The sequence below is a fragment of the Treponema parvum genome (assembly GCF_017893945.1).
Classification (GTDB): Bacteria; Spirochaetota; Spirochaetia; order Treponematales; family Treponemataceae; genus Treponema_D; species Treponema_D parvum_A.
The window spans coordinates 874,175-890,234 of record NZ_CP054257.1 but is presented as its reverse complement, the minus strand read 5'-3'; the positions used below and the strand labels follow the sequence as shown (position 1 = coordinate 890,234).

Here is a 16,060-nt window from a genome sequence, read left to right as displayed (position 1 = left end):
AATATAATTATAGTAAATATACAATATATATATTATAATAATGTTAAAATACTATTATATATAGGTTATACATGAATACAAGAATAATTGAAATTAGAGCATTGGATAAAAAAACGGTGGATTTACAGGTTGATAAAAATATTATCCCTAAGGGCAAAAGTTGGATCGAGTCTATTCGGGAAGCCTTGGGAATGACAGCTTTACAATTTGCCAATCGGCTTGGCGTGACTCAGCCTCGAATTACGGTTATGGAAAAGAATGAGAAAAATCTAAAGATTTCTACAATGGAAAAAATTGCAAAAGCTATAGACTGTGATTTTGTTTATTATTTTAAGCCCAAAACCAGTTTTCAGAGTTTTGTTGAAGTTCAGGCCAGAAAGAAAGCAGAGAAAATAATAAAATCTGTAAATCTAAACATGGCATTGGAAAATCAAGATATTGCAACAAAAGAAGCCGTTGAAGACATGGTTGCGGATTTCATTAATAATAAAACTAAACAAATATGGAATTAACAAATGGATGTTTTTGGCGCTGATGATAATTCAACACCTCTTACCGAAGATGAAAAATACGGTTTGAAATTAAAGTGGATAACGCTCCGTTCGGAATTAAATGAGGTAGAAGCTTGAAATATTGCAGAGGCTCAGGTATGGCTCCTGTCAAACAAAACCAAAGATATTTATTCAGACGTTTTTTTGCGTAATTTACACAAAAAGATGTTCGGTGAAGTTTGGAAATGGGCCGGAATATACAGAACGACGGAAAGAAATATCGGAGTTGCGCCATATCAAATCCCGATAAAAGTGATGCAGCTTTTTGATGATGTAAAGTTTTGGATTAAAAACGGAACTTATGTTAATCATGAAATCGCCGTGCGCTTTCACCACCGTCTTGTTCAAATTCATCCGTTTCCAAATGGAAACGGACGCGTTTCCAGACTGATGGCGGATTTAATACTTCAAAAACTGGACGGTAAATCATTGTATTGGGGAAATACGGATTTGGTAAATGTTTCTTATATCAGAAGCCGGTATATTGCAGCGCTGCGAAAAGCCGATTCCGGGGATCATTCCGATTTACTTGAGTTTACAAACGGTGAATAAAAATGCAGCACGCCCGGCAGCATGATGCTTCGAGCGTTACACTGCCACGCCCGGAAAGGCGGCGCCGGAATTCCGGACACACTGCAAGAATCACCGAAATTCTGCGCTTGTTTCAATGTTCGCCGAATTTCTGCGCGCTTTAAACGTCCAAAAGCAAATTTTCCACGGGTTTTCCGGGCGGTATCATCGGCATAACCATTTCGTCTATGTCTATCATAGCGTCGATCACTGCAGGTTTCCCGGCGGCAAAAGCCTCGTCAAAGGCTTTCCTAAACTCATCCTGATTTTTTGCCCTGTATCCGCAAATTCCGTATGCTTCGGCAAGTTTTACAAAATCCGGGCCGAAGTCCAAAGTGGTCTGGCTGTAACGCTTTTCATAAAAAAGAGTTTGCCACATGCGGACGTTTCCTAAAGCGCCGTTATCCACTACGATGATAATTATCGGAAGATTGTAATGGGCTATCGTCGCAAGCTCGTTGCAGTTCATTCTGAAAGAACCGTCGCCTGCAAAATGGACTATGCGGCGCGAAGGATTTGCAAGCTGGGCGCCTATGGCGGCTCCCGTTCCGAAGCCCATGGTTCCAAGTCCGCCTGAAGTCAAAAAGGTTCTGGGCTTTGTATAGTTATAAAACTGAGCGGCCCACATCTGGTGCTGCCCTACTTCCGTGGTTATTATAGCATCTTCATCCACTCTGCCGTTCACATATTCATAGATGAATTTAGGCGGAAGAGCCGTCTTTTTATTCCAGCTGGAAGGAATTTCTTTTTTCCATTCGTCAATCCGCTTGTTCCATTCGGAAGCGTTTTTCTTCTCTACAAGAGGAATTAGCGCGGTGAGTATGTCTTTTATGTTTCCCAGTAAAGCCGTAAAGACACGGATATTTTTATTTATTTCGGCGGGATCTATATCTATATGGAGAACTTTAGCGTTTCCCGCGAATTTTTTAGGATCGCCTATGACGCGGTCGCTGAAACGTGTTCCTACCGCAATAAGCAGGTCGCTCTTATTTGCGGCCATGTTCGAAGCCTTCGTTCCGTGCATACCTATGAGCCCCAAAGCGAGCGGGTGTCTGTTCGGAAAAGCCGATTTTCCCATCAGGCTCATGGTAACCGGAATATTTGCAAGCTCCGAAAGCTCTTTGAGTTCTCCACAAGCGTTTGAAATTATGACGCCGCCGCCTGCGTAAATCACGGGGCGTTCCGCCTTGTTTATGAGCTGAGCCGCACGTTCGATTTCGTCCTGCGAGGGCATAGAGGCCGCCGCTCTTTTTTTATCGGCCGTCAAAGATATTTCGCCGCCGTTTTGCACGGTTACAGCGGTATAATCGACAAGCGCCGCCGTAATATCCTTGGGAATATCTATCAGCACGGGACCCGGACGCCCTGTTTTTGCAATGACAAAAGCTTTACGAATCGTGTCCGCAAGTTTTGATACGTCGCGAACTATAAAATTGTGCTTTGTGATCGGCATAGTGACGCCCGTAATATCGATTTCCTGAAAGCTGTCCTTACCGAGCTGGGGAATCGTTACGTTGCAAGTGATTGCAACTATCGGCACGGAATCCATGTAGGCGGTTGCTATTCCCGTAACAAGATTTGTAGCTCCCGGGCCGCTTGTCGCAAGCACAACTCCAACCTTTCCGGTAGACCTTGCGTACCCGTCCGCGGCGTGAGCGGCTCCCTGCTCGTGAGCGGTCAAGATATGGCGGATTCTGTCGCTGTTTTTATAAAGCTCGTCATATACATTTAAAATAGCCCCTCCCGGGTATCCGAACACCAGGTCGACTCCTTGTTCCACTAAACATTCTATAATTACACGAGACCCTGTTATTTTCATTGCAATACGGCTCCCTTATCCGCAGAAGACACTAATTTGGCATAACGAGAAAGATAACCGTCTTTTACCTTAGGAGGCGGAGCCTTCCATTCCTCGCGGCGTTTCGCCAATTCTTCATCGCTTACTTCAAGCGTGATTTTATAAGCGTTTATGTCGATAGTGATTTTATCGCCTTCTCTCACCAAGGCGATGGGCCCTCCTACGGCCGCCTCGGGCGAACAATGCCCCAAAGAAGCTCCGCGGGTAGCTCCGCTAAAACGGCCGTCGGTAATCAGCGCCACCTGTTTATCAAGCCCCTGACCGGCAAGAGCCGCAGTAACGGCGAGCATTTCGCGCATTCCCGGTCCTCCTCTGGGGCCCTCATAGCGTATCACAACCACGTCGCCGGGATTAATGCGCTGTTTTTGAACCGCTTCCATTGCGTCGGCTTCGTCGTCAAATACGCGCGCAGGCCCTGTGTGCTTCATAAGCTCAGGCGCGCAGGCGGAACGTTTTACTACGGTTCCGTCGGGCGCAAGATTTCCGAACAAAACCGCAATACCGCCGGTTTGGGAATACGGATTTTCGATCGGGCGAAGAATTTCAGGATCGCGGTTTTTAACGCCCCTTATGTTTTCCTCTATGGTTTTTCCCGTAACGGTTATCAAATCGGTCTTTATGAGATTTTTTTTAGCCAATTCCGCAAGAACCGCCTGAACGCCTCCGGCTTCGTCAAGTTCGCTCATAAACGTGTGACCGGCAGGCGCCAAGTGGCACAAATTCGGCGTATGTTCGCTTATTTTATTTACATCGTGAAGATCGATGCTTATGCCCGCTTCATGAGCGATGGCCGGAACGTGAAGCATAGTATTGCTGGAACAGCCGAGCGCCATGTCTGCGGCAAGCGCGTTGGCAAAACTTTCGGCCGTCATCATGCGCCTTGCGGTGATTCCCTTATTGTACATTTCCATAACCTGCATACCCGCATGCTTTGCAAGCGCGATACGCCTTCCCTGCACGGCAGGAATCGTTCCGTTGCCCGGAAGCCCTAATCCCAGAACTTCCGTAAGGCAATTCATGCTGTTTGCGGTAAACATGCCGGAACAGGATCCGCAGCCGGGACAGGCGACGTTTTCCATTTCCTTAAGCTCTCGTTCGTTTATTTTTCCTGCGGCGAAAGTACCTACCGCTTCAAACATATCGCTTAAGCTTAAATTCTTTCCTGAATACGGATTATGAGAATCATGACCGGGTAAACGTCCGGGCATCATAGGGCCGCCTGAGCAAAATACGGTAGGAAGATCAAGACGAGCCGCCGCCATGAGCATTCCCGGCACAACCTTGTCGCAATTGGGAATAAGCACAAGGGCGTCAAACTGATGGGCTTTAACTACGCATTCTACGGAATCCGCTATAAGTTCGCGGGTGACCAAAGAATACTTCATTCCCTCGTGTCCCATCGCTATGCCGTCGCAAACTCCGATCGCAGGAAATTCTATGGGAGTGCCGCCGGCCATTCTTATGCCGGCTTTTACGGCGTCGGCAATTCTGTCCAGTTCAAAGTGGCCGGGTATTATTTCATTTTTTGCACAGCAAACTCCCACTAAGGGTCGGCTGAGCTCTTCATCGGTATATCCCATCGCATAAAAAAGGGAACGGTGCGGGGCGCGCGCGACACCTTTGGTAGCGTTTTCGCTTTTCATAGATTGTCTCCCAAATACCGAAATCGAAAGCTTTAAAAGCGGACGTTTCTTAAGTCTTGCTAAAGCTAAATCAGTATTTATTAAGGATATACTATAGCCGTCATAGTAATTCTGGTCAAGCAATCAAAAAGTACTTTCGGAAAGGACGCTTTTCGGCTTCGCCTCTCTCCCGATATTATTTTTCCCGCCGAAAATGCGTTTGAATTTTGTACGCTACATAAACCGCAGCGGCGGCGTAAACGACAAACATTAAGATCCAAACAGGCCGCGGGGCGCCAATGAAGCGAAGCGTTTCGACGGCGGCAGGAAATGACAAGACGAAGAACAAAGCAAGACATAACATTATTATGCTTTTTACGCTACCCGAACGATGCCGGTCAATGCCGAAGACCTCGTCACGGGCGCCATAATCGCTTGCAGCCGTTTTGTCTTCCGCTTTTATTCTTTTTAATAGAAAGAAATCCCAAACGCCGTCAAACATAACAAGCATGCTTACGTATAATACGGGACGCAAAAACAATTCAAAAAAAGAAAAATCCGTTTTGCCTGAAATAGTCGTACACGGAATAAATAAAGCGTAAAAGACTATCCAATAAGGAAATAACACTTTTATTCTGGTTTCAAAAGGATCTTTAAGCAGCAAAAATAAGGCCGCGCCGCTTAAAAACATAGGCAAAAAAATGTTTTTGAACAAAATGCGCGCAAAATTCGAAGCAAAACCGAACGAAAAAGACGACGACGGAAATATAAAAAAAGTATAAATCAGGCAAGTAAATATTCCCGCAAAAGCGCCCAATACGGCAGGAACAAAATACTCTTTAAAAGACCCTTTAATTACCGAAGCCGCGACAAGCACAAACGGAAAGAAAAGCAATAAAAAAAGAAACATATACTATATTTATCACAAAAATGCGGCAAGGTTCAATATCGCCAAAACGCACAAGACGGAAATCAATTTTTTGCTAAAAGGGGTAACAAGTCGTAAGAGTTCATAAGAGTACAAAACTGTGTTAGGTTATTTTTAACATATATACCATTTTGTCCAGTTAATTAAATAATCAAAATAAGTTTTTATTTCTAATAGATTTGTTTCTATTGTTTTGCTGTTTTTAACTATTTCAAGATAGAAATCACATTTTTTTATTTTATTTAATAACATATAATTTATTTCATATTCATTTTTATTTGAATTATACTTTTTCGTTAAGCAATTAATTTTCTTTATTAAATTCTTATCTTCTATCGGTATCTTCCCTAAAGATATCCACTCTTTCTCATCTGATTTTGAACTTTTATAATTATTTGAAATTTTTTCAAATAATTCTTCATTTCTTTTTGAAAAATAATTTATTTGGTCAATCCTTTTTTTTAAATTTTTTTCGACATAGTACTTCCTGTCAAATGGCTGAATTATTTTATTCATCTTAGAATTAATCATATTAAACTCATAATTAATTAAATTTGTAATTAATGATTCTAAGTTATTATCTATTGGAATAATAATTTTTTCATACATATGTTTATATTTATTTTTCCGTTTATCACTACTTAGTTGAATTCTTAACCCCAATAAACCAATACAAGCCCCAACTATTGCGGAAAATAAACTAATAAAAAAATTATTATCAGATAATATATGAATATCAATTATTTTATTTCCAATAATCAAAAATAGAATAATTAAAAATGAATACAGTATTACTAAAAAAATATTACTTAAATATAGTAAAACTTTATCCAAAATTATTTTTAATAACAATCCATATTTTTTTTTCATTTTTCTCGTCAGATCTTTATTTCTTTGCTTGTTTTTCGCTAGGTTCCCAATGGGCAACCTAACATTCGCTTACCCTACATTGCGAAGTAATATCATATTGAATCGAGTGTTAACTTAATCTTCATTTATTCTTTGAACTACTTCATTCCTCTTTTTATTTATGCAACGAAGGCGTCAAGCTAACATTATTTTAAACAGCAACGCAGCTTGACTGCCTGTTAGCATTGAAAACTATATTAGGTCATACTTTTTCTATCAATGCCACACTTACTTTATAATTAAATGCTTTCAATGTAATTACAGATTGCCTTAGATTTAATAGGGAAAAGAAAGAAAGGGTTTCTTCAATTGGCTTTCGACCTTTGCTTATAATTGCTATTACAATTTCACAATCACTAGCTCTAAATTTGTTGTCAGCAGGAATAAATGATAAATCGTATTTTCGCGTCTCCTTGCCTTTCTTTATTATAGCTTTTCGAAATCCTTCATCTTTCAGTAATGATTCGGCAGATATTCTACATTGAGAGAATAAGTGACTTAAGTTAGCAGAATTATGTTTCTGCTTTACGTGTATAAATTGCAATGTCTTTGTCAATATGTCACATGGCTCTATTTCCGTTCTAGCCGAATCACATTTAACTGTCATTCTATCAAGTACATAACAATCTTTAATGTTTAGAAACTTATTATTATATTCTCCTTCTGTTTTCACATCACAATTCGGGAAAGCAAAAGAAGATAATGGAATTGTTTTTACATAATCAACAACTGTCTTAACAAAATTAGCCTCAATTTTATACCAACGCCCTAAAGTAAAAATATACTTGCTATTTTTATAATCAGTCTCATATGTTAAACATCTATACACAGGCCATTTAATGGTTAGGTCGTTTGAAGCAAAGTTTACATAGATTTTTTCTTTTTTGAATTCATCATACCCATTTAATTGTGCTACATTATTAAGAAAATGCTCAATATGAAGTTCTGGAACCAAAGCATTCTCATCATAGTTTTTCTTATAGCAGAACCCATTAATATCATCCCAGTCTATTACCTTATCCGGTGCAAGAATCATTTTTTCGGAATTCTTTGAATTCAAATCAGATATAAGCATTTTTCGCAATTCGTTGATCAATAGCTTATCACGTTCTTCTTTAAGGTTATCAACCCAATCAAAGTCTTTTTTATACTTAGATGAAGTATAATAATGAAGCATTATTCGTGCTTTTTTTTCAAGATCATAGACAGATTGCTCAGCATTAATAATTATTCCATCACGCCCTGCAATTTGCTTGGCGAACTTTTGATTCTTTGGAACACCAGTAACAGCTCTTAACAAATCATTAAGAATATCTATTCCAAATGTTTCTTTCTCAGCCCCTATACTTGTTTGTATTCTTGATTGAACAGTTAGCTCTTCAAGTTTTGCAGTGTCTAAACTTCTTATTTGTTTCGGATCTATAGCATTAATTGCAATTCTAAATCCAAAATCATTAACAATTAATTCATCTTTAAGCAAATATCTTCCATAACCAAAAGTAAATGCAAATATCCTGTTTTTTGTCTTTAGAAAAAGGATTGCTCTTGTTGATTGGTTTTTAATTTTATCAAATGATGATACAGAAGCTTCTTCAAGAAACTTAACCCATCTAGGTGGTTTTTGTTTCGATTCACCGATGATTATCGTGCCTTCATATTTAATATTATTATTTAATTTATAATCGCTGTAACTGAAATCATTGCGGAGGCAATCTTTGAAAGATGAGACATAGTCTTTAATTAGGTAGCAAGTAAGATGCCATGTTTTCTTTTTTTTCATTTTTCAACCTTAGCGGATAGCTCCGTCCGCCCTAATATTGTTTTAACCCACAACGCAGTTTGACTGGGCTGTCGGCTTTGCAAACTGTGTTAGGCGATTGTTCTGTCCCACAATTCAATTTACAGCATAATGCTTTGCATATTGAGAAAGTACTTCATTCATCATAGTCTGATATTTTGTATGATTTTTCTTAGCTTCTTTCTTGAAAAAATTAATGCAATCAGAATCAATTGAAATTGTTATTTTTTCTTTTGTTGTTTTTTTTACAAGCTCTGATGGAGAAGGAAGGAAATCCGCCACTAATACGGCAGAATCTAATGCTTCCATTACTGATTTTTCGGGGTTACTGTAAATGCTCTTCATAGAGTTTCTTTCCTTGACGCCAAAATCCTGCGCCTCTTCAAAAGAAACCTTATGCTTCCGTATGTTTTCAGAGTTTTTATTTTCATCCCATTCAAAGGTCATATACATATATATTATACATACTATTTTATGTATTTATCAACTGAAACAATTTTGAATTATTATACCCTCAACAAGAAATAGCAAGATTATGTTCATAGATATTGTTCTTATCATCACTTTTTAACGATCAATCCTAAAATTTCTTCCATCGGATCAAAATCTTTGTCATTGTGTATTAACGGAAATCCGTTTTCTATACAAAATGTTGCAATTATAACGTCTATTGTTTTTCTTACCGTGACGCCTTGCTTTCTTAACTTCCTATAATTATTTGCAGCTTGTATTGCAATTTCTTTTCCAAGAAAATCTCTGTATTCCAGATTGTCCATAATTTGCTTTGCTATGAGGTATTCTCTGTCGTTTTTAAAGCCCTGTAAAAATTCAGTTATTATTATATCACCGGTTACGACCCTGTCATGGATTAATTCCGAATCTAAAATATCGGTATGTGGCGCATCAATCCCTTTTACATAATCAATCCAAACAGATGTATCTGCGACAATCATTTATCAAGCCTCATTTTTTCCAAATCATCGTCCCAGAATAGTTTCCCTCGAAAATTTCTTATTTTTGCCTGATTTTTTAACGTTATCAAAAGTTTTAGAGCTTCTTCAATTGTTTCTTTTTTTGTTTTATAGCCGGAAACATCCAAAGCCTCTGCCATTAAGGTGTCATCGATAACAATATTTGTTCTCATAATAGCCCCGCTCCTCCTCCAGTGTGTATGTTACAAGGAAATTATACACATGACTTGATGAAAAAACAATGTTAAGTATTGATAAATCATTCTGTAAATAACTGAGTCTTGTTACATCCCATTAGGAGTACGTCTAACATTTGCCTAACCTGCTTTTGCGCTTTGAAACGAGAGGTAGCTTATTTTTCATAGTGATACCTAAAAGAAATAAGGTTCTTTGTCCCAAAAGTGCATCTCGCCATGTCGGGTAAGCGTTGCGAAAATGCATGAGCGAGGGGAAAATATCTACAGTGGAACACAAGGCGGCGAAAACTGTCAACAATTACGCTTTACACAATATCTAATTTTATGTTATATTGAAAACTACGCTTATATATGTGGGTGTTTTACAAAGCACTAAAGGAGGATAGTTGGCAGACAATAAGGGATTACGGGTCAACGAAATGATCCGTGTACGTGAGGTCAGATTAATAGACGACGAGGGCAACCAGAAAGGGATCGTTCCTACGCTGGAAGCGCTTAGAATGGCTAAAGAAAGAGAGCTCGACCTTGTTGAAGTTGCTCCAACGGCAAATCCGCCGGTATGTAAAATACTTAATTTCGGCAAATACCGGTTTGAACAGGAGAAAAAGCTCCGTGACTCCAAGAAAAACCAAAAGGTATTAAAACTCAAGGAAATTCGTATGCAACCCAAAATCGGTACGGGTGACCTTGATACAAAAGTCAAACATATACAGGAATTCTTAGACGAGGGAAATAAGGTAAAGGTGACCATCCGCTTTCGCGGGCGCGAACTCGCCCACACGGAACTCGGCTTTGATGTACTGAAAGAAGTTTTGAAAAGGCTTACTTCGGCGTATACCATCGAAAAACCTGCCGCAATGGAAGGCAAATTTATGTCGATGACAATTTCAGGAAAAGCCAAAAACTAATTGAGGTAAAAGAAATGCCTAAGATGAAGACAAAGAAATCCGCCTCCGGTCGGTTTTCACTTACAAGCTCCGGTAAGGTAAAGTACAAAAAGATGAACCTTCGTCATATTTTGACAAAGCGTTCTCCAAAGCGCAAAAGACAGCTGCGCGCAGCCGGAATTCTTTCTGAAGCCGATGCAAAGAAAGTCCGTAAACAGATGCTGCCCTACGGTTAATGAGGTATAAACTATGTCGAGAGCAATAGACGGAACAAAACGTAAAAACCGCCGCGTCAAAATCCTAAAACTTGCAAAGGGATTCAGAGGACGCAGAGCAACAAACTATAAGGCTGCGAAAGACGCCGTTACAAAGGCGCTGACTCACGCCTATGTCGATCGCCGTGACCGCAAGGGTTCTTTCCGCCGCTTGTGGATAGCGCGTATAAACGCGGCAGTCCGCGACGAAGGCTTGAGCTATTCGCGCTTTATGGACGGATTGAATAAGGCCGGAATCATATTGAACCGCAAGGCCTTGTCCAATATGGCAATAGAAGATCCCGCGGCTTTTAAATCGGTCGTAGAATCCGCCAAAAAGGCGCTGCAGGCGTAAAGAATATGATTTCCCTCGATCAAGTTTTGCTTTTGGAAGAAAAAGTTGAAAGCGCTGTGCAAAAAATCGCGCAGCTTAATCAGGAAAATGATGCTTTGCGTACAAAGTGCGCAGAGCTCACAAAAGCACTTTCCGAAAAAACGGAGCAGCTTTCATCTTTTATTACAGATCAAGGCAAGATCGAGGAAGGAATTTTAAAAGCGTTGGAGAGACTCAATTCGGTAGAAAATTCCGTATTAAAGACGGCCTCTCTGACGCGCAAAATAATATCCGAAGATCCTGCGGCAGCCGTTTCGCCCGTGCAAACTCAACGGCAGAGTGCACAACAAGACGGCGGTAAAGAAATCGGAATGCATGAAACATCCGAAAGGCTCCCTGCAGAACAGGAAAAAACACACTCCGCTCCGGAAAACAGGAGCGCAAACCAAGTTCCACAGGACAAGTTGTTCGACCTTCCGTCTCAAGAGACGGATGAAGATCAGTCTATGCCTACGATAGGTGAAAACGGTCAATTTGACATATTTTAATCCGCATTTGAAAGGTTTGCGATGGGAACGTTAAAAATAGACATCCTTGGATCTTCTTTTACCATACAGGCAAAAGAAGACGATGAATATTTAAAAAAACTTTTATCGTATTACAAACGAATAGCGGACGAAATAGAAGAAAATGCGGGACTTAAAGACCAATTGCAGACGGCCATACTCACAGGAATTATGATCTGCGACGAGTTGTACAAAGAAAAATCCAAAATTGCAAGATTTTCCAAAAACAGCTTGAATTCGGACGACGAAGCCGAAAGGCTTACCCTCGCAATGATACAAAAAATCGATAAAGCTCTTCAAAAATGACAGTATGGGTCGATGCGGATTCATGCCCGCGCTTGGTCCGGAATTATCTTATCCGTTACACAAAAAAATTTAACATTCCCATAATTTTTGCGGCAAACCGCCAAATACCGCAGCCGAGTTCTCACCTGCTTTTTAAAATGATAATATGCGGCGAGGCAAAAGACTCTGCGGATAACTATATAACATCGAACGCTGAGGCGCAGGACATTGTAATAACGCGCGACATTCTTCTTGCGGACAGGCTGGTAAAAAAAAGCGTTACCGTGTTAAATGACAGGGGAACGGTTTACAGCAAAGAAAACATAGGCCGAAGGCTTTCGGAAAGGAATTTAAGTCTTCAGTTTTCACAGTTGGGACTCATCGAACACAAAAAAAACAATTACGGTAAAGAAGAATTTTCAAAATTCGCGGCCGGTTTTGATAAAGAAATTCAAAAACTGCTTAAAAAAGCCGCCTCCGTGAGCGAAAAACCGCCGCAATCAGAACGATAACCGCCGACCGGGAAATAACCGTCGACCGAGCGATAAGCGAAAGCCGCTTATATCTGCCGTTAATCCTCGTCCGGATGCAAGCGATAGATCGAAAGTATGCGATCCTGAACCTGCAAAAACGCGTCTACCACTTCAGGATCGAAATGAGAGCCGGAACTCTTTTTAATTTCTTCTATGGCGTCTTCCACGCTCCACGCTTCCTTATATGATCGTTTGTGGCTCAGCGCGTCAAACACATCGGCGACTGCGACGATTCTGGCGGCCAAAGGAATTTTTTTGCCTTTTAAATGTTTTGCAGGAGGAATAGGTTTACCTATGACAAAATCGTCAAGATTTACCTGCCCGGGATATGCGCTTTCTCCGCCGTCCCACCTTTCATGGTGATGCAGAGTAACTTCGTAAGACATCTTGTCGGTTTCGGTAGTTCCTTTTACAAACAATTTGGCACCCAAACACGTATGCCCCATTATTATGGAGCGCTCGTCAACTTCCAGCCTGGGATAAGTCTTCTTTAAGATCATATCGGGAATGCCGATCTTTCCTATATCGTGAAATTTTGCCGCAATGCGAAGATTGTCGCGGAAATGCACCCTCTCGGTAGGAGGAACGCTGTGATTTTGCGCCCAGCGGTCATAAATCTCTACTGAAAAGCGGGAAACTCTTTCAACATGTCTGTACGTCTCTTTAGGATCTCGGAACGAAGCCATCAAAAGCATTCTGCGGATCATTTCGTCCGATAAAGATGTGTGTTCCAATACCTGAGCGGCGCTTGAAACAAATTGAGAAAGATAAAGTTTCGCGTCTCGCCCGAAAGGTATGACTTGGGAATTTTCATCTTGCGCATTTATCATCTGCAAAACGCCTATGACCTTTCCCGTCGAAGCTTTCAGAGGAATCGTGTAAACGGAACGCGTCCTGTAATCCGTCACCATGTCGGTCCCCGAGTTGAACGAATAAGGAAGATCGGAAGGAATTTTATAGGCGTCTTCAATATTCAATTCTTTTCCGGTGAGGGCCACATAGCCGGACATTGACTTATCGTCTATCGGAAAAGAAAAATATGTGTAAGGAATTTTTCCGTCTGCCGTCCGTTTTGCAACGGTATCGTTTTGCGCATATTTAATATGCAGATGATTGCCTACGACAAAATAGACGGAACCTGCGTCCGCATTCACTATCTTACGCGCCTCCGTCAAAATATGTTCGAACAGCACGTCCAAATCCTGTATGCGGGAAAACCGCCTGACAATTTCAATAATGCTTTGTAACTTTTTTGCTTTGGTATTTTTAACCATGTTTTAAATATATACCGTTTTGAAAATAAAAACAATAATTCACTCAAATATCAAGTTTTGGAAATATCAGCTGATAATGTTATGCTTTCGGCTAGAACCCGTCTGCTTAGCCGCGGTCGAGCTTTTAGAGTAGAATTCTGTAAGCATAACGCTCGAAGCGTCACGCAGCCGGAACCTCGCCTTGAGCATTTCGGTTTCAAAACTCGCCATTCAGTCGGCACGCTAAAGGGCTGGAAAATCAGCTAAGTTCCGGCTTTTGAATAAGTGCAAAAAATAAGGGGCCCGCGCCGTTTTGTTTGTCGGGAAGAATATGAAATCCGTATTTTGAAGGCTCCGCCGAAGGCATATCCGCACGGGTAAATTTCTTTACGGTATCTGTCAGGGGCGGCGGCTGTTTTTTACCTTGAAAAACGGCCTTGGCTTGCGGAAATTTTGCAAAAAGACGGTCTATGACGCCGTCGTTTTCATAAGAAGACAGCGAACAAGTAGAATAAAGCAAAAATCCTCCCGGAGAGAGCACACGGTATGCGGAAGAAAGCAATGCCCACTGTTCGATCGCCAGAGTCTTTATGCGCGAAGGCGACCACTCGAGAAGATACTTCGGATCGGAAATGATATGACGCTCGGAAGAACAAGGAGCGTCAAGCAAAATGCGGTCAAAACATTCGGATCGTTTTACGCACCATTTTGCGCCGTCGCTGCACACTATCGACACCCTTTCGCACACGCTCTTCGGCAAAGAGTAGAAGCACACTTTTATGAGACGCTGTTTTCTTGAGGCGGAACGGTCGTTCGCCGTAAGCCTTGCATCACCGTCCATGAGAGAAGCAAGAACCAAGGTTTTTCCGCCCGGAGCCGCGCATAAGTCAAGTATGTTTTTAGCGCCTTTAAGAGGCAGGGCTGCAGCGGCGGCTACGCTTCCCGCGTCAAGAAAATAAGTTTTTTCACCGCCGGCATTCCATTCCGCGTATCGCGGGGATCCGCTCAGGGCTTCTTTCAGGGCAGGCCACCTTTCGGAAAACAGACCTGAGTAGAACGCTTCAAAGCCCAATTCTCCGCGTAATTTTTCTTTTTCCCGCATTTTTTTGCTCACTTTCTCATTCCCGCGCTTTCACTTCCGGAAGCGAAACTCTTATCCTGTGAAAGTAAAAATTCCTGCCTGTAAATTTCAATATTTTCAGAACGGGCTGCCAAAAAACGCTCTAAGCGTTTTTTGGCGGATTCCGGAAGAGACGCACGCACAAAATAATTTCCGTCTTCGTCACGGCAAACGCACAGTATGTTCTTTTTGATTTTCCAATTTATCATGCGCATAACGGCTTCGTCTATGCGGCGGCGGAATTCAGAATCTTTTTGGGCTTCCCTTATAAGTATGCCTGCAAAAGGCGCAAAGCGTTTTTCTGAAATCATAATACAGTCTATGCCGGCTTTTACGGCCATAACCGCCGCTTTTTCAGGCGGAAATCCGTTTTTCTGCAGAGCGTCCATAAAAATATCGTCGGAAACCACTATTCCCTCATGTCCCAGACCGGCGCGCAAAACTTCGCTTATCCAATAAGACGACAGGCAGGCGGGATTTTTCGCGTCATGAGCGTCAGTGCAGTGAGCATCAAAAGAAGAAAACCTTGCGTGCGTCATCAATATGCCTGAAGGCTCTCTCATAACAAGCCTTCCGAACGGAATAAGAGCGTTTTTTTTGAGTTCTTCCTCGTTCCACGTAATTTCAGGCAGCCCCGTATGAGGATCCGTGCCGGTATTCCCCGGAAAATGTTTTAAAATGCAGCCGACGCCGCCGTTTTCAAAGCCGTTTAAGGCTGCCGTGCCGTAGGCGATCACATCTTCGGCGCCGCCGTAACTTCGTTCCCCCAAAAAAAGCCTGTTTTCGTCGTTTTCAGGTTCCGCAACCGGCGCAAGGTTCATATGAAATCCCAATTCCTTCATCTGCACGCCTTGCAAAAAATACAGGCGATACGCTTTTTCTACACTGAGACGTTCACGGACGCGTTTGTTCGAAGGAAGCGGACCTGCAATACCGCGAAGACGGCTTACCGCGCCGCCTTCCTGATCCAAGGCTGAAAACGGAGGAACTATATCGTTTTTTATGCAAAAATTCCGGATAGAATCGTTAAACGCGATAATCTTTTCAGGCGAAGGCGCGATATTGTAAGAAAAAAACAGGCAGCCCCCGGGAACAAGATAAGTGTCTTCTCCTTCATCGTAAACGGAAGAAGACCGCTCGACCGGAAAAAACTCTTCGTTTCCGACAATGTTTACAAGAAAAAGTTGAGAAATTTTTTGCTCTTCGGGTAACGACGATATATATGATAAAATGGCTTCGTCCTGCTTTTTTTGAATTTCAACGAGAGCTTCCTGTGTTTTATTTGCCAAAGCGCGCTCAAAACGCTCCTTTTTAGACAGTGAAGTAGGATTGCGGCGGCACGACAAAAAAGCGCAGCAAGATGCAAAAATAAAAACGGACAAAAGAACATGTGTTTTTTTCATATGATCCTTAAAATGCGGCAT

At 41.5% G+C, this 16,060-nt stretch carries 19 protein-coding genes; 8 read left to right on the top strand and 11 right to left on the bottom strand.

Going from position 1 to position 16,060, the window contains the following annotated elements; all coding sequences use genetic code 11:
- Nucleotides 1-71 precede the first annotated feature (71 nt).
- Both HRI96_RS04050 and HRI96_RS04045 read left to right on the top strand, forming a co-directional pair.
- Nucleotides 72-512, top strand: coding sequence for a mobile mystery protein A (locus tag HRI96_RS04050; protein WP_210118240.1), 441 nt, complete (start codon nucleotides 72-74; stop codon nucleotides 510-512).
- 120 nt (nucleotides 513-632) lie between these two features.
- On the top strand, nucleotides 633-1,103 hold the full coding sequence (locus tag HRI96_RS04045; RefSeq protein ID WP_210118614.1) for a mobile mystery protein B: 471 nt from the start codon (nucleotides 633-635) through the stop codon (nucleotides 1,101-1,103).
- Nucleotides 1,104-1,242: 139 nt separating this feature from the next.
- Here HRI96_RS04045 and ilvB read toward each other — a convergent pair whose 3' ends face one another.
- From ilvB to HRI96_RS04005, 8 genes are all read right to left on the bottom strand, one after another.
- Complete coding sequence (ilvB, locus tag HRI96_RS04040; protein WP_210118239.1) at nucleotides 1,243-2,940, bottom strand: biosynthetic-type acetolactate synthase large subunit; 1,698 nt, start codon at nucleotides 2,938-2,940, stop codon at nucleotides 1,243-1,245.
- Nucleotides 2,937-4,622, bottom strand: coding sequence for a dihydroxy-acid dehydratase (ilvD, locus tag HRI96_RS04035; RefSeq protein ID WP_210118238.1), 1,686 nt, complete (start codon nucleotides 4,620-4,622; stop codon nucleotides 2,937-2,939). Before ilvD ends, ilvB begins: the two co-directional genes overlap by 4 nt.
- Nucleotides 4,623-4,797: 175 nt before the next feature.
- The gene (locus HRI96_RS04030; protein ID WP_210118237.1) at nucleotides 4,798-5,511 is read right to left on the bottom strand and encodes a hypothetical protein; all 714 of its coding nucleotides are present in this window, start codon (nucleotides 5,509-5,511) and stop codon (nucleotides 4,798-4,800) included.
- Between the two features lie 132 nt (nucleotides 5,512-5,643).
- Nucleotides 5,644-6,399: a hypothetical protein gene (locus HRI96_RS04025; protein WP_210118236.1), complete on the bottom strand. Its 756-nt coding sequence runs from the start codon at nucleotides 6,397-6,399 to the stop codon at nucleotides 5,644-5,646.
- A gap of 241 nt (nucleotides 6,400-6,640) precedes the next feature.
- Nucleotides 6,641-8,218, bottom strand: coding sequence for a DUF6119 family protein (locus tag HRI96_RS04020; RefSeq protein ID WP_210118235.1), 1,578 nt, complete (start codon nucleotides 8,216-8,218; stop codon nucleotides 6,641-6,643).
- 114 nt (nucleotides 8,219-8,332) lie between these two features.
- Nucleotides 8,333-8,683 carry a BrnA antitoxin family protein gene (locus tag HRI96_RS04015; RefSeq protein ID WP_210118234.1) on the bottom strand — a complete coding sequence of 117 codons (351 nt, stop codon included), beginning with the start codon at nucleotides 8,681-8,683 and terminating at the stop codon, nucleotides 8,333-8,335.
- 113 nt (nucleotides 8,684-8,796) lie between these two features.
- On the bottom strand, nucleotides 8,797-9,189 hold the full coding sequence (vapC, locus tag HRI96_RS04010) for a type II toxin-antitoxin system VapC family toxin (RefSeq protein ID WP_210118233.1): 393 nt from the start codon (nucleotides 9,187-9,189) through the stop codon (nucleotides 8,797-8,799).
- Complete coding sequence (locus HRI96_RS04005; RefSeq protein WP_210118232.1) at nucleotides 9,186-9,380, bottom strand: type II toxin-antitoxin system VapB family antitoxin; 195 nt, start codon at nucleotides 9,378-9,380, stop codon at nucleotides 9,186-9,188. The genes vapC and HRI96_RS04005 overlap by 4 nt, the downstream gene beginning before the upstream one ends.
- A 410-nt stretch (nucleotides 9,381-9,790) precedes the next feature.
- Between HRI96_RS04005 and infC the strand changes: the two genes are divergently transcribed.
- From infC to HRI96_RS03975, 6 genes are read left to right on the top strand one after another with little or no spacing between them, the layout of a single operon-like run.
- Complete coding sequence (gene infC / locus HRI96_RS04000; RefSeq protein WP_210118231.1) at nucleotides 9,791-10,312, top strand: translation initiation factor IF-3; 522 nt, start codon at nucleotides 9,791-9,793, stop codon at nucleotides 10,310-10,312.
- Between the two features lie 14 nt (nucleotides 10,313-10,326).
- Nucleotides 10,327-10,527 (top strand): 50S ribosomal protein L35, encoded by a 201-nt coding sequence (rpmI, locus tag HRI96_RS03995; RefSeq protein ID WP_210118230.1) that lies wholly within the window; start codon nucleotides 10,327-10,329, stop codon nucleotides 10,525-10,527.
- Nucleotides 10,528-10,540: 13 nt separating this feature from the next.
- Entirely contained in the window at nucleotides 10,541-10,900 is a 360-nt protein-coding gene (gene rplT, locus HRI96_RS03990; RefSeq protein WP_210118229.1) for a 50S ribosomal protein L20, read from the top strand.
- Nucleotides 10,901-10,905: 5 nt separating this feature from the next.
- The gene (locus HRI96_RS03985; RefSeq protein ID WP_210118228.1) at nucleotides 10,906-11,427 is read left to right on the top strand and encodes a cell division protein ZapB; all 522 of its coding nucleotides are present in this window, start codon (nucleotides 10,906-10,908) and stop codon (nucleotides 11,425-11,427) included.
- 21 nt (nucleotides 11,428-11,448) lie between these two features.
- The gene (locus HRI96_RS03980; RefSeq protein ID WP_210118227.1) at nucleotides 11,449-11,751 is read left to right on the top strand and encodes a cell division protein ZapA; all 303 of its coding nucleotides are present in this window, start codon (nucleotides 11,449-11,451) and stop codon (nucleotides 11,749-11,751) included.
- Nucleotides 11,748-12,242: a YaiI/YqxD family protein gene (locus HRI96_RS03975; RefSeq protein WP_210118226.1), complete on the top strand. Its 495-nt coding sequence runs from the start codon at nucleotides 11,748-11,750 to the stop codon at nucleotides 12,240-12,242. The genes HRI96_RS03980 and HRI96_RS03975 overlap by 4 nt, the downstream gene beginning before the upstream one ends.
- A gap of 59 nt (nucleotides 12,243-12,301) precedes the next feature.
- Here HRI96_RS03975 and HRI96_RS03970 read toward each other — a convergent pair whose 3' ends face one another.
- The 3 genes from HRI96_RS03970 to HRI96_RS03960 all read right to left on the bottom strand — a co-directional run bounded on the left by HRI96_RS03970 (nucleotide 12,302) and on the right by HRI96_RS03960 (nucleotide 16,039).
- The gene (locus HRI96_RS03970) at nucleotides 12,302-13,537 is read right to left on the bottom strand and encodes an HD domain-containing phosphohydrolase (protein WP_210118225.1); all 1,236 of its coding nucleotides are present in this window, start codon (nucleotides 13,535-13,537) and stop codon (nucleotides 12,302-12,304) included.
- A gap of 238 nt (nucleotides 13,538-13,775) precedes the next feature.
- Entirely contained in the window at nucleotides 13,776-14,630 is an 855-nt protein-coding gene (locus HRI96_RS03965; RefSeq protein ID WP_256729290.1) for an RsmB/NOP family class I SAM-dependent RNA methyltransferase, read from the bottom strand.
- On the bottom strand, nucleotides 14,627-16,039 hold the full coding sequence (locus HRI96_RS03960) for a glycoside hydrolase family 3 N-terminal domain-containing protein (RefSeq protein ID WP_210118224.1): 1,413 nt from the start codon (nucleotides 16,037-16,039) through the stop codon (nucleotides 14,627-14,629). The genes HRI96_RS03965 and HRI96_RS03960 overlap by 4 nt, the downstream gene beginning before the upstream one ends.
- Nucleotides 16,040-16,060: the final 21 nt, after the last annotated feature.

Coding starts and splice junctions, on each gene's coding strand:
- HRI96_RS04050 (WP_210118240.1), top strand. CDS start 72: ATGAATACAAGAATAATTGAAATTAGAGCATTGGATAAAAAAACGGTG.
- ilvB (WP_210118239.1), bottom strand. CDS start 2,940: ATGAAAATAACAGGGTCTCGTGTAATTATAGAATGTTTAGTGGAACAA.
- ilvD (WP_210118238.1), bottom strand. CDS start 4,622: ATGAAAAGCGAAAACGCTACCAAAGGTGTCGCGCGCGCCCCGCACCGT.
- HRI96_RS04030 (WP_210118237.1), bottom strand. CDS start 5,511: ATGTTTCTTTTTTTATTGCTTTTCTTTCCGTTTGTGCTTGTCGCGGCT.
- HRI96_RS04025 (WP_210118236.1), bottom strand. CDS start 6,399: ATGAAAAAAAAATATGGATTGTTATTAAAAATAATTTTGGATAAAGTT.
- HRI96_RS04020 (WP_210118235.1), bottom strand. CDS start 8,218: ATGAAAAAAAAGAAAACATGGCATCTTACTTGCTACCTAATTAAAGAC.
- HRI96_RS04015 (WP_210118234.1), bottom strand. CDS start 8,683: ATGACCTTTGAATGGGATGAAAATAAAAACTCTGAAAACATACGGAAG.
- vapC (WP_210118233.1), bottom strand. CDS start 9,189: ATGATTGTCGCAGATACATCTGTTTGGATTGATTATGTAAAAGGGATT.
- HRI96_RS04005 (WP_210118232.1), bottom strand. CDS start 9,380: ATGAGAACAAATATTGTTATCGATGACACCTTAATGGCAGAGGCTTTG.
- rpmI (WP_210118230.1), top strand. CDS start 10,327: ATGCCTAAGATGAAGACAAAGAAATCCGCCTCCGGTCGGTTTTCACTT.
- rplT (WP_210118229.1), top strand. CDS start 10,541: ATGTCGAGAGCAATAGACGGAACAAAACGTAAAAACCGCCGCGTCAAA.
- HRI96_RS03985 (WP_210118228.1), top strand. CDS start 10,906: ATGATTTCCCTCGATCAAGTTTTGCTTTTGGAAGAAAAAGTTGAAAGC.
- HRI96_RS03980 (WP_210118227.1), top strand. CDS start 11,449: ATGGGAACGTTAAAAATAGACATCCTTGGATCTTCTTTTACCATACAG.
- HRI96_RS03975 (WP_210118226.1), top strand. CDS start 11,748: ATGACAGTATGGGTCGATGCGGATTCATGCCCGCGCTTGGTCCGGAAT.
- HRI96_RS03970 (WP_210118225.1), bottom strand. CDS start 13,537: ATGGTTAAAAATACCAAAGCAAAAAAGTTACAAAGCATTATTGAAATT.
- HRI96_RS03960 (WP_210118224.1), bottom strand. CDS start 16,039: ATGAAAAAAACACATGTTCTTTTGTCCGTTTTTATTTTTGCATCTTGC.